Origin of the sequence: Kinneretia sp. DJ1R-11 (genome assembly GCF_025717595.1) — a bacterium.
Lineage (GTDB): Bacteria > Pseudomonadota > Gammaproteobacteria > Burkholderiales > Burkholderiaceae_C > Paucibacter_A.
This window is the reverse complement of sequence record NZ_JAJIRR010000007.1, coordinates 198192-209916: the sequence shown is the minus strand read 5'-3', so window position 1 is coordinate 209916 and position 11725 is coordinate 198192. Positions and strand designations below refer to the sequence as shown.

Below are 11725 nucleotides of genomic sequence, written 5' to 3'. Positions count from 1 at the left end.
ATGACCCAATCTGCACCGTACTCTTCCGCCCCTGCCCAAGCCGCCCTGAGCTCCAGCAGCGGCTTCGCATACCGGGTCGACCAGTTCGAGCAGCTGATCGAAGACGTGCTTGCGGAAGCCAAACGCCTGGGTGCCAGCGATGCCGGTGCCGAGGTCTCGGAAGGCTGCGGCCTTTCGGTCTCCACCCGCATGGGGCAGTTGGAGAACGTGGAGCGCAATCGCGACAAGTCGCTCGGCATTTCGGTGTATCTGGGGCAGCGCCGCGGCAATGCCAGCACCTCGGATTTCTCGCCCAAGGCCCTGCAGGACACGGTGCGAGCCGCCTTCGACATTGCCCGCTTCACAGCCGAGGATCCGGTGGCCGGTCTGCCTGACGCGCAAGACCTGTCGCTCGATGCCGGTCAGCGGCCGGATCTGGATCTGTTCCACCCCTGGGCCATTGACGCGCAGGCCGCAGCGGCCATCGCCCTGCGTTGCGAGGACGCGGCGTTTGCGACCGACAAGCGCATCGCCAACAGCGAGGGCGCGGCCGTGTCCGCCCAGCAGTCGCATTTCTTCATGGGCAACAGCCGTGGTTTCCGCGGCGGCTATGCCAGCTCGCGCCATTCGATCTCGGTGGCGCCAATTGCCGGCCGTGGCGCGCAGATGCAGCGTGATGCCTGGTACAGCTCCATGCGCGATGCCCAGGACCTGGCCTCGCCCGAGGCGATTGGTCGTTATGCGGCCGAGCGTGCCTTGTCGCGCTTGAAGGCCCGCAAGGTCGGTACCGCTGAGGTTCCGGTGCTGTTTGAAAGCACGGTGGCGGCCGGTCTGCTTGGCGCTCTAGTTCAGGCCGTCAGCGGCGGTGCGCTCTACCGCCGCGCCAGCTTTTTGCTCGACAGCCTCGGCCAGAGTGTGCTGGCTTCGCACATCGACATCAGCGAGGACCCGCATCAGGTCAAGGGCAAAGGCAGCTCGCCCTTTGATGACGAAGGCGTGGCGACGCGCGCGCGCTCGGTGGTGGAGGCTGGTGTGCTGCAGGGCTACTTCTTGTCGACCTATTCGGCCCGCAAGCTCGGCATGCGAACCACAGGCCATGCCGGCGGTTCGCACAATCTGCTGATGAGCAGCCGTCTGACAGCGCCTGGCGATGATCTTCGCACCATGTTACGCCGGCTCGGTACGGGCCTGTTCGTGACCGAGTTGATGGGGCAGGGCGTGAACTCGGTCACCGGCGACTATTCGCGCGGCGCCAGCGGCTATTGGGTCGAGAACGGTGAGCTGGCCTTCCCAGTCCATGAAGTGACGATTGCCGGCAACCTCAAGACCATGTTTCAGGACATCATCGGCATTGGCACCGACCGCTACACCATGGGTGGCAAGACCCTGGGTTCGGTGCTGATTTCGCGCATGAAACTGGCCGGTAGCTGAGCTTGGCCGTACCTGCTTTGCGCTGGGGTTAGCCCCCGGTTTCCGGCTGTGTCTGCACCCTAGAATGGGTCGGCATTTCACAGTGCTGAGAGCACAACAGGAGACATCAATGCAGCGTCGTTCCTTCGTTCGGCAGGCAGGTTTGGCCGGTGTTCTGGCGGCGGGTGTGGCACCCGCCGTCGTGCATGCCCAGGCTCAAATCCGCTGGCGCCTGGCCTCTAGTTTCCCAAAGCCGCTGGACACCATCTTCGGTGCGGCCGACACTTTCGCCAAGAAGGTCAGCGAGATGACCGGGGGCAAGTTTCAGGTGTCCGTGCATGCCGCCGGCGAACTGATGCCGGCATTTGGTGTGGTCGACGGGGTGCAGAACGGCACCGTCGAGATGGCGCACACGGCGCCCTATTACTTTTTCGGCAAGGACGAGACCTTCGCGCTCGGCTGCGCCATACCCTTCGGGTTGAACAGCCGGCAGATGACCGCTTGGATGGTGGAAGGCAATGGCCTGAAGCTGATGCGTGAGTTCTACCGCAACTACAACATCATCAATTTCATGGGTGGCAACACCGGTGCTCAGATGGGTGGTTGGTATCGCAAGGAGATCAAGTCGACCGCCGACATCAAGGGTCTGAAAATGCGCATCGGCGGTTTTGCCGGCCGCGTGCTGGAGCGCATGGGCGGCGTGCCTCAGAACATCCCGGGCGGGGAAATCTATTCGGCGCTCGAGAAGGGCACCATCGACGCGGCCGAATGGGTCGGTCCCTACGATGACCAGAAGCTGAGCTTCAACAAGGTTGCGCCGAACTACTACTACCCCGGTTGGTGGGAAGGCGGCCCGCAGCTCGATTTCTATATCAACACCAAGGCTTTTGATTCTCTGACGCCCGAGTACAAGGCCATCGTCGAGGCGGCTGCTGCCATTGCACACATCGACATGCAGGCACGCTACGACGCCAAGAATCCGGTGGCACTGAAGCAGCTGGTGGGCTCGGGAACCAAGCTGCTCAAGTTTCCCAAGGAGGTGCTCGATTCGGCCTTCAAGGAATCTATGGGCATCTACGCGGAACTGTCGGCCAAGAATTCCAATTGGAAGAAGGTCTATGAAGACTATTCCAATTTCCGGCGTGATCAGAACCTCTGGTTCCGCTTTGCCGAGGCTGGATTTGACGATTTCATGCAGTCTCAACGGCTCTGATTCAAGCGGGCGTCGGCGCGGCTTGATGCGACGCGCCTGAGTCGAATCGCTAACGAAAGCCCCGACTTGCTTTTGAAGCAAGTCGGGGCTTTGTTTTGTTGAAGGCCCTTGCGGTAGCCCTTGCAGCCCAGCGTTACTTCTTGCCGGATGCGTCTTGCTGCAAGCTTCGTTTGACGGCGTCCATCGGGTCCTCGCCACTTTCGATCGAGGCTGCTGCTGACGATGCGGCTGACGCCGCCGCGGACGCTGCCTCAGGTGCGAACAAGCGTGCTGCCTCATCTGCATTGGTGTCGGGCTTGGCATCGTTGGCATCGCTGGCTCGGCCCAGGTCTTGCAGCATTTCGGTGGCCTGGTTCATGTCAATGGTCTTTTCTTTGTCCAGGAAGGCGGTCACCGTCTGCGGGAAAAAGATCACCACGGCCACCAGGACCAGCTGCATCAATACCCAGGGAATGGCGCCGAGATAGATGTCTCGGGAAGCGACCGGCCGCGGGATGGAGCCGCTCTTGAACAGGCTGTCCGAGATGCCGCGCAAGTAGAACAAGGCGAAGCCAAAGGGTGGATGCATGAAGCTGGTCTGCATGTTCACGCACAGCATGACGCCGAACCAGATCAGATCGATCCCCATCTTCTCGGCCACCGGTGCCAGCAAGGGCAGGATGATGAAGGCAATCTCGAAGAAATCGAGGAAGAAGGCCAGGATGAAGATGAAGATGTTGACGGCAATAAGGAAGCCCAGTTGACCTCCAGGCAAGCCGGACAACATGTGCTCGATCCAGACGCCGCCCTCAACGCCTTGAAAGACCAGGGAGAAGGTTCGCGAGCCGATCAGGATGAACACCACCATGGCGGTGATGCGCATGGTGCCGGCCATGGCTTCGCGCACCAAGGGCCAACTCAGTCGGCCGTGCAAGGCCGCCAGAATGAAGGCGCCCACGGCACCCATGGCACCCGCCTCTGTGGGCGTACAGACGGCGGTGTTGATGCCGGGCAAGCCGCCCATGCTGCCCAGCACGGCAAAGATCAGGATGGCCGAGGGAATGATGCCGCGCAGGCACTTGACCCACAGTGCCATCCCTTGCAGGGTGCGTGCGGACTTGGGGACGCCGGGCACATGGTCCGGCTTCACTCGGCTCAGCACAAAGGTGTAGAGCGCGAAGATCAGCACCTGCAGAATCGCCGGTCCCCAGGCGCCCTTGTACATGTCACCGACGGACTTGCCCAGTTGGTCGGCCAGCACCACCAGGACCAAGGAGGGTGGCACCAGCTGAGTGATGGTGCCTGAGGCCGAAAGCACGCCGGTGGCATAGCGCATGTTGTAGCCGTAGCGCATCATGACCGGCAGGGAAATCATGGCCATGGCAATCACTTGGCCTGCCACCGTGCCTGTGATGGCGCCGAGGATGAAGCCGACGATGATGACCGAATAGCCCAGCCCCCCGCGGATGGGGCCGAAGAGCTGACCCATGGAGTCCAGCATGTCCTCGGCCAAGCCGCATTTCTCCAGCAGCGAGCCCATCATGGTGAAGAAGGGGATGGCCAACAGCAGGTCGTTGGACAGGATGCCGAACACATTCTGCGGCAATGCGGCCATGAAGGCGGGCGGGAACCAGCCCTGAGAGACGGCAAAGAAACCGCAGGCCAGGCCCAAGGCCGCCAGGGAAAATGCGACCGGAAAGCCGATCAGCATGACCGCGATCAGGCCCGCGAACATCAGCGGCGGGAAACTCTCCATGGCCATCATTGCAGCGGTCTTTCGTAGTGGATGTCCATGTCGTAGCCATGCCCCAGCCAGGCAATGCGCTTGATCAGTTCTGCAAGGCCTTGCAGCCAGACCAGGGCGAAGCCCAGGGGCAGCATGAGCATGGCGGGCCAGCGAATCAGGCCGCCTGAGTTGTTGGATACCTCGCCGCTGCTCAGCAGCTTCCAGATATAGGGCAGGGCGCCCAGGCTGGCCATGCTGTCTTCCGGGCGCATGCCGGTGCTGAGCTTGACCATGAAAAGGTCCCAGGACAGCAGGCAGAGGTAGGCGATCACAGGCAGCAAGAAGACCAGCAGGCCACCGAGGTCAAGCCAGACCTTGCCGCGCCCCGACAAGCGACTGTAGAACAGGTCAACCCGGACATGCTCGTTGACCTTGAGGACCTGGGCTGCGCCCAGCATGACGCAGGCAGCAAACAGGTACCACTGGATCTCCAAAAACGAGTTGGAGCTGTAGTCGAAGGTGTAGCGCACCACAGCGTTGCTGGCACTGACCAGGCAGGACAAAAAGACGGCCCACTGGGCAATGGTGCCGAAGCGGGCCGTCAGGGCGTCGATGGCGCCGGCGAGCGCAAGCAGTGCTTTCATGTCCGAGGTCCTGGTCGCAGGGCTGACCGAGTCGGTCAGCCGGGTTCACTAGCCCGGCACTGTAGCGACTCTGTCCCTGCCTTCGCCGCATTCTTGGGTGGCTTCAGGGAAAGCACCGAGCCATTTGCAGGGCTTAGAGCAGGGACGCGGCGTTGAACAAGCGGGTCGAACGTGCGCCGGAACGGCAGAACGCCAGGATGGGCTTGGGCAGTTGGTCCAGCAGTTGCCGAAACTGTGCGATCTCTTCCGGCGACTGGTAGCTGCCGTTGACCGGCAGGTGCTGATAAGCCAGGCCTGCGGCCTGAGCGGCGGCCGCCATGTCGGCACTGCTGGGTTGATCGGGGCCGCCTTCGAAATCCGGGCGGTTGTTGATCACGCTGCGAAAGCCGGCTGCTGCTGCCTGCGCCATGGCTTCAGGCAGCAGCTGCGGTGCCACGCAAAAGTCGGCACTGATGGTTTGCACGGGCAGACTCATGACAGCTCCTATCAGGGATTCAATGCGCGTTTGACGGCGCTTGAAACCAGGCCCATATCAGCCTTGCCGGCCAGCTGGGCCTTGACGGCGGCCATCACCCGGCCCATATCGCCGGGTCCGGCGGCGCCCAGTTCGCTGACGATGGCCGAGACGGCGGCTTGCACGTCTTCGGCCGACATGCGCTGCGGCAGATACGGTTCCAGGATCTGCAGCTCCAGTTGCTCCTTCTCAGCCAGATCGGGGCGGCCGCCGGCGTTGAACTGGCTGATGGAGTCCTTGCGTTGCTTGATCAGCTTGTCGACGATGGCGACGACGCCGACGTCATCGACCACCACACGTTCGTCCACCTCTTTTTGCTTGATGGCGGCGAGCAGGCCACGGATGGTGGTCAGGCGCTCACTGTCCTTGGCGCGCATGGCGGCTTTCATGTCGTCGGTGATGCGGTCTTTCAAGCTCATGGCAAATCCTGGCTGATTTGGGGTGAAGGAATTGAGTGGCAGCGAGGGCGCGGTACTTGCCTGGCTTGGCGCTTGGAGCGCCCTCGCAAAATCAAAAAAAACCCGCTACAGCGTCCTGTGCGGGTTTTTTCGGCCGAGCGGCTGTTCTGGAAGAACTGCCGTGGCGATCAGGCGATCAGTACAGCTTCTTCGGCAGCTGCATGCTGCGAACGCGCTTGTAATGACGCTTGACGGCAGCTGCCTTCTTGCGCTTACGTTCAGCCGTGGGCTTCTCGTAGAACTCGCGGGCGCGCAGATCAGTCAGCAAGCCCAATTTTTCGATAGTGCGCTTGAAACGGCGCAGGGCCACATCAAACGGCTCGTTCTCTTTGACGCGAATCGTGGTCATGAAAAGGTAGTTCCTTCAATATGCGCTCGGTGTTCGCCAAGTACTTCGTCCAAGACATTTGGAACTCAGTGTCTGAAACGGCTTATCCGGATTCCGCTTCAGAAAGCGTTGCGAATCGACGCGCAGGGTTTGCCAGCAAAGACGAAGATTATAGCCTGATTTTCAAGCTGTGGAATCATCCCTGTTCAAAGAACGTGCGCAAGCGACGGCACTGGACCAAGCCCATTGGAAGTTGTAGCCGCCCAGCCATCCGGTGACGTCCACCACCTCGCCGATAAAGTGCAGCCCGGGCACGCGTTTGCTCTCCATATTCTGCGAGTTGAGCTCACGGGTATCGACGCCGCCGCGCATCACCTCGGCCTTGCGCCAGCCTTCGCTGCCATTCGGGCTGAGCTGCCAGCCTTGCAACTGCTGCGCTAGGGTCTGCAGGTCCCGGTCCTTGCATTCGGGCATGGGGCGTTGCGCCGGCAAAGCCAGGCGTTCCAGCCAGGCCAGGGCCAAGCGCTGTGGAAACAGGCTGGAGAGTTCGTTACCCAGCTGACGCTTGGATTCGTTCTTAGCGGCCTGCAGCAGCGCCAGCAGCTTGTGCTCGGGTGCCAGATCGATTTGCAGGGGCTGACCTTCGACCCAAAAGCTGGAAATCTGAAGAATGGCGGGCCCGCTCAGGCCACGGTGGGTGAACAGCAGGTCCTCGAGGAAACGAGCTTTGTTCTTGCCCTGCCCAGTGCTGACCGCGACTGGCAGGGACAGGCCGGCCAGTGCGGAAAATGGCGCCCAGACTTGCTCGTCAAAGGTCAATGGCACCAGCGCGGCACGCGGCTCGACGATGGCGTGACCCAGTCGTTTGGCCAGGCGCAGGCCCCAGTCGGTGGCGCCGATCTTCGGGATGGGCAGGCCACCGGTGGCGACCACCACCGAGCGCGCGGTGACGGTGCCTCTCGAGGTATGCAGTTCAAACCGCGCATTGGATTCAGGGATGTTCTTGAGCTGCAGGTCCTGCACGCTGCAAGGCTGCCAGTGGGTGACGCCGCCGACGGCGCATTCCTTCAGCAGCATCTGGATGATCTGATCGCTGGATTCATCGCAGAACAGTTGCCCCTTGTGCTTCTCGTGAAAGGCGATGCCGTGTTTTTGCACCAGCGCGATGAAGTCCTGACTGCTGTAGCGGGCCAGGGCCGAGCGACAAAAAGCCGGGTTGTCCGACAGGAAGTTACCCGGCCCGACATCACGGTTGGTGAAGTTGCAGCGACCGCCGCCCGAAATGCGAATCTTCTCGGCCACCTTCTCGGCGTGATCGATGAGCAGCACGCGCAGGCCGGCTTGACCGGCCTGGCCGGCGCAGAACAGCCCGGCTGCGCCGGCACCGATGATGATCAGATCGAAATGCATGAAATGAAATGGAAGGGAGAGGATGGCCCGCACGGTGCTGTGCGCGCAGGCATTGTCCCGCAGTCATTCGTCGCTGCCCTTGAGAAGCCGCCGGCGCGTGTCGATATGGAGTTGAAGTGCGCCAAACGTGAAGAATTTCCCGTCTCCGGCCTCGGCCAGCTCGCCATGACTTCGCTACCATGCAGCTTGTTGCCAAGTTAGGGGGAAGGCCCCTGCCGAGCCGCGACTCGCTTGATTCGCTGACTCGAAGCCATCTACAGTGCCTGAACGTTTGCGCAAAAGCCCGAGGACGGAGCCAGGCTTTGCGTGGAGACCCCGAATGATTGAGAACGCATGAACAATTCAGCCGCTCAGAAAGACGCGCCGCCGGCAGCTCCGGGTAGCTTGAGCCATTGGCTGGCGGGGCATGCCGATCTGGCGAGCGAGATGGGCGGCACCTTGCTTGGCTTGGTGGAGCCGCTCAGTTTGCTTGCAGCGATCAAGTCGTTGGCCACCGGTCGCTATGTATTTGCCAGCGCCGGGCTTGATCGTCTGTTTGAGCGCAGCGAAAGCTCGGTGGTCGGCAGCGTCGACAACGACTTGATGCGTGCCGAGGAAGTGGTGGCCATGCGCCGTGTTGAGCAGGCCGTGATGGCCCAGCGCACCATCACCGTCAGCGAGCATCGTCTGGAGCTGGGTGGGCGACGTCGCGAGTTCACCGTCACGCGTGCAGCGCTGGGTAGCGAGTTTGTCTTGTCCGTGTGGCAGGAGCGAACCGAGGAGCGGCATCGCGAGAGCCATTTGCAGCGCGCCTTGCAGCAGCTGGAGCAGCAGCAAAAAGCGCTGGAACAGATCCGCCGCGAGCTGCAGCAGGGCAGTGGACGTGATGAGGTCTCCGGCCTGTATCTGCAGGCGCAGTTCGACGATCAGCTTCTGCGCGAGATCGATCTGTCCACGCGCGAGCACCGTGAGTTCGCCTTGGTCATCATTGCTCTCGATCCGGCGCCAGCTGCCGTGCAGGCCCAGGGCGAAGAGGCCAATCAACGCCTGCTCGAAGGCATGGGTCGTATGCTGCGCGCCAACACGCGCGCCATGGATGCCGCATGCCGGGTTGGGCATAGCCGCTTTGCCGTGCTGCTTTCAGGCGTGGGTCTTGCCACTGCACATGCCCGGATGGAGCAGCTGCGCCGCCAATGCATGGCTCAGATCATCGTGCTCAATGGGCAGGACATGGGTCTTTCCTTGTCCATGGGGGTGAGCAGCTTCCCGCACACAGCATCCAAGCATGAAGAACTCTGGTCGGCCAGCGAGGCCGCTGTGCATGAGGCTCAGCGTCGTGGCGGCAATCAGGTGGTGCTGGCTTCGATTCCTTTCGGAGGCTGAGTCGGTCTAAGCCTGCCGCTGTAGCGCTCAGCCCAGCAGCTCAATGATCAGAGCCCATTCCTCGGCGCTGACCGGCGTGATGGAGAGTCGGCTTCCTGCCTGCAGCAAGCGCATACCGGCCAGGTCCGGTTGCATCCGCAACTCGGCCAGGCTTAACAGCCGGGTCTTGCGCTCGAAGCGCACGTCGACGTTCAGCCAGCGCGCGGCCTCTGGTTTGGATTTGGCGTCAAAGTAGGGGCTGCTCGGATCAAACTGCGTGGCGTCCGGGTACGCCAGGCTGGCCACCCGGGCCAAGCCGGCGATGCCAATCTGTTCGGGCTTGGGGCAGGACGAGTGGTAGAACAGCACGCCGTCCCCGGGCGCCATGTCGTCACGCATGAAATTGCGCGCCTGGTAGTTGCGCACGCCGACCCAGGGCAAAGTTTGGTCTTGCGCGCGCGCAAGGTCATCGATCGAGCATTCCGAGGGCTCGGACTTCATCAACCAATGCTTCATGGTCTGCGGTGTCTCGACAGGGGCGGCAATGAAAATCGGCCCGCAAGGGGCCGATTGGAAGAAAGAGGTGTCCACCGCGAGCCGTGAGCCGCATTCCTGAACCCAGGGGATTCAGGTGGGCAAGGTCAGCCAAACTTCGGGTTCATCTGACGCGAGACGATCACACCAGTCGGGCGATGTTCCAAGCCCAAGCTCTAAGAGCATCGGTTCAAGGAAATATAGAACTCACGCGAATGCGATGGACGATGTCATTCTACGGCGACCGAGGCCTGCCGAGGATGAAATCAGAGCAATTGCCCGTCGTGACCCAGGGCTTCATCGAGGCGGCGGATCAGGCCGTCGAGGTCAGGAAGCTCAGCGCCGATGGCACCGGAGGCCTTGCCGCGAACCCCGGGCACAGGCTTGTCTTCTGCCAGTTGGTAAGCCAGGTTTAGTGCTGCCAGCACGGCGATGCGCTCACGCGCCTTGACGCGGCCGGCGTCACGAATGGCGCTCATTTCTTTGTCGACCTGGCTGACGGCCTTGCTCAGCGCCGCTTCGCCACCTTCAGGGCAGCCCAGCAGATAACTCTGCCCCATGATGGTCACTTCCATCTGCTTCATGGATGATTCTTTCCGGATTCACTTTCGACGGGCAGGCGTTCCAGCAAGGCATCGATGCGCGCGCGAGCGGCATTCAGGCGCGAGCGCTGGCTGTCACGCTCTTGGCTCAGCGCTTGAACTTGCTCCTGAAGCAGCGCATTGGTGCGCTTCAACTCTTCATGGCGCAAGAGCAATCTCTCGACGCGGTCGATCAAGTCGTTGAGGCTTGGCATGGTTTCCCGTGGCTCCCTAGGGCTTTTTCGGAACAGTTCCTACTTTGGCAAGCCGGGATTGTAGGCGGCGGCCTTCGTCGCAGAACGAAGCCACGCTGCAGCTTTCACACAGCGGCGCCCGCGCCTTGCAGACATAGCGGCCATGCAAGATCAACCAATGGTGTGCATCGACCAGAAACTCGGCTGGAATTCGCTTGAGCAGGCCGAGCTCGACGGCCAATGGCGTCTTGCCTGGCGCCAAACCGGTGCGGTTGCCGAGACGGAATAGATGGGTGTCTACCGCCATGGTCGGCTCGCCAAAGGCGACGTTGAGCACCACATTGGCGGTCTTGCGCCCGACACCGGGCAGGGCCTCCAGCGCCTCGCGGGTGCGTGGAACCTGGCCACCATGTTGCTCGACCAGGATCTGGCAGGTGGCGATCAGGTGCCGCGCCTTGCTGCGATAGAGGCCGATGGTGCGGATGTACTCGCTCAGGCCTTCTTCGCCCAGCGACAAGATCTTCTGTGGCGTGTTGGCGACCGGGAACAAGCGCCGAGTGGCCTTGTTGACGCCGACATCGGTGGCCTGGGCCGAGAGCAGCACGGCCGCCAGCAGCTCGAACACGCTGCTGTACTCCAGCTCGGTCTGCGGGCTGGGGTTGGCAGCGCGCAGGGTGGTGAAAAAGCCGTGGATCTGTTGCGCGTTCATGGGCGCGATTGTGCATGGGCCGTTGAGGCCTGAATCAAGCTTCGCGCTGCGCTCGTGCCCGTGCCAAGGCCGCCTGGATCACGGCCCGCTTGCGCTCCAGATCGTCCGGAGCCGTCAGCTTGGACGCGGCAGCCAGGTCAGCCAGCTTGGCTTCAGCCTTGGCTTGCAAGCGGGCGGCGTTGTCGCGCAGCTCACGCTCGACCTTGAACTGGTGAAAGCCATATCGCGCGCGCGCCGCTTCGGCCTGCAAGGGGCTCCATGCCTGCCAGCCGGTTTGTTCGCCACTGACCGGGCTCATGGAGATGCAGTCCACCGGGCAGGCCGGCACGCAGAGCTCGCAGCCCGTGCATTGCTCGGTCACGATCAGGTGCATTTGCTTGGGTGCGCCGACGATGCAGTCGACCGGGCAGGCCTTGATGCACAGGGTGCAGCCGATGCACCAAGCTTCGTCGATGACAGCCAGCGCTCGTGGCCCTTCCTGGCCATGGTCTGCGCTCAGGGGCAGGACTGATCGGCCCGTCAGCGCAGCCAGACGGGCCACGCCTTCGCTACCACCGGGCGGGCATTGATTGATGTCGGCCTCGCCGCTGGCCACGGCTTGTGCGTAGGCGCGGCAGTCCACATAGCCGCAGCGAGTGCACTGCGTCTGCGGCAAGGCGGCATCGATTCGATCTGCCAGCGTCAGGCCGACGACCGGCATGGCTT

The 11725-nt window shown here is 62.2% G+C and carries 14 protein-coding genes and 1 other RNA gene; 3 read left to right on the top strand and 12 right to left on the bottom strand.

Annotation, left to right across the window (positions count from 1 at the left end; genetic code table 11):
- Both pmbA and LNV23_RS13835 read left to right on the top strand, forming a co-directional pair.
- Entirely contained in the window at positions 1 to 1410 is a 1410-nt protein-coding gene (pmbA, locus tag LNV23_RS13840; protein WP_263563492.1) for a metalloprotease PmbA, read from the top strand.
- A gap of 109 nt (positions 1411 to 1519) precedes the next feature.
- Positions 1520 to 2602 carry a TRAP transporter substrate-binding protein gene (locus LNV23_RS13835; RefSeq protein ID WP_263517339.1) on the top strand — a complete coding sequence of 361 codons (1083 nt, stop codon included), beginning with the start codon at positions 1520 to 1522 and terminating at the stop codon, positions 2600 to 2602.
- A gap of 133 nt (positions 2603 to 2735) precedes the next feature.
- Here LNV23_RS13835 and LNV23_RS13830 read toward each other — a convergent pair whose 3' ends face one another.
- From LNV23_RS13830 to LNV23_RS13805, 6 genes are all read right to left on the bottom strand, one after another.
- On the bottom strand, positions 2736 to 4343 hold the full coding sequence (locus LNV23_RS13830) for a TRAP transporter large permease (protein ID WP_263563548.1): 1608 nt from the start codon (positions 4341 to 4343) through the stop codon (positions 2736 to 2738).
- The gene (locus LNV23_RS13825; RefSeq protein ID WP_263563491.1) at positions 4343 to 4951 is read right to left on the bottom strand and encodes a TRAP transporter small permease subunit; all 609 of its coding nucleotides are present in this window, start codon (positions 4949 to 4951) and stop codon (positions 4343 to 4345) included. The genes LNV23_RS13830 and LNV23_RS13825 overlap by 1 nt, the downstream gene beginning before the upstream one ends.
- Before the next feature lie 133 nt (positions 4952 to 5084).
- Positions 5085 to 5426, bottom strand: coding sequence for a protein tyrosine phosphatase family protein (locus LNV23_RS13820; RefSeq protein WP_263563490.1), 342 nt, complete (start codon positions 5424 to 5426; stop codon positions 5085 to 5087).
- 11 nt (positions 5427 to 5437) lie between these two features.
- Positions 5438 to 5884 carry a GatB/YqeY domain-containing protein gene (locus LNV23_RS13815; RefSeq protein WP_263563489.1) on the bottom strand — a complete coding sequence of 149 codons (447 nt, stop codon included), beginning with the start codon at positions 5882 to 5884 and terminating at the stop codon, positions 5438 to 5440.
- Between the two features lie 175 nt (positions 5885 to 6059).
- Entirely contained in the window at positions 6060 to 6272 is a 213-nt protein-coding gene (gene rpsU / locus LNV23_RS13810) for a 30S ribosomal protein S21 (protein ID WP_007833691.1), read from the bottom strand.
- Positions 6273 to 6434: 162 nt separating this feature from the next.
- Positions 6435 to 7661, bottom strand: a complete 1227-nt coding sequence (locus LNV23_RS13805) for a BaiN/RdsA family NAD(P)/FAD-dependent oxidoreductase (protein ID WP_263563488.1) — start codon at positions 7659 to 7661, stop codon at positions 6435 to 6437.
- A gap of 333 nt (positions 7662 to 7994) precedes the next feature.
- On the opposite strand from LNV23_RS13805, the gene LNV23_RS13800 reads away from it, so the two are divergent.
- The gene (locus LNV23_RS13800; RefSeq protein WP_263563487.1) at positions 7995 to 9023 is read left to right on the top strand and encodes a GGDEF domain-containing protein; all 1029 of its coding nucleotides are present in this window, start codon (positions 7995 to 7997) and stop codon (positions 9021 to 9023) included.
- A 27-nt stretch (positions 9024 to 9050) separates the two neighbouring features.
- Here LNV23_RS13800 and LNV23_RS13795 read toward each other — a convergent pair whose 3' ends face one another.
- The 6 genes from LNV23_RS13795 to rsxB all read right to left on the bottom strand — a co-directional run bounded on the left by LNV23_RS13795 (position 9051) and on the right by rsxB (position 11720).
- Positions 9051 to 9518: an EVE domain-containing protein gene (locus LNV23_RS13795; RefSeq protein ID WP_263563486.1), complete on the bottom strand. Its 468-nt coding sequence runs from the start codon at positions 9516 to 9518 to the stop codon at positions 9051 to 9053.
- Positions 9519 to 9584: 66 nt separating this feature from the next.
- A non-coding RNA gene (gene ssrS, locus LNV23_RS24150) (6S RNA) lies at positions 9585 to 9764 on the bottom strand.
- Positions 9765 to 9802: 38 nt separating this feature from the next.
- Positions 9803 to 10120 carry a cell division protein ZapA gene (locus tag LNV23_RS13790; protein ID WP_263517332.1) on the bottom strand — a complete coding sequence of 106 codons (318 nt, stop codon included), beginning with the start codon at positions 10118 to 10120 and terminating at the stop codon, positions 9803 to 9805.
- On the bottom strand, positions 10117 to 10332 hold the full coding sequence (locus LNV23_RS13785) for a cell division protein ZapB (protein ID WP_263517331.1): 216 nt from the start codon (positions 10330 to 10332) through the stop codon (positions 10117 to 10119). The genes LNV23_RS13790 and LNV23_RS13785 overlap by 4 nt, the downstream gene beginning before the upstream one ends.
- 16 nt (positions 10333 to 10348) lie before the next feature.
- Positions 10349 to 11020, bottom strand: a complete 672-nt coding sequence (gene nth / locus LNV23_RS13780; protein ID WP_263517330.1) for an endonuclease III — start codon at positions 11018 to 11020, stop codon at positions 10349 to 10351.
- Positions 11021 to 11054: 34 nt separating this feature from the next.
- Positions 11055 to 11720 carry an electron transport complex subunit RsxB gene (rsxB, locus tag LNV23_RS13775; protein WP_263563547.1) on the bottom strand — a complete coding sequence of 222 codons (666 nt, stop codon included), beginning with the start codon at positions 11718 to 11720 and terminating at the stop codon, positions 11055 to 11057.
- Positions 11721 to 11725: the final 5 nt, after the last annotated feature.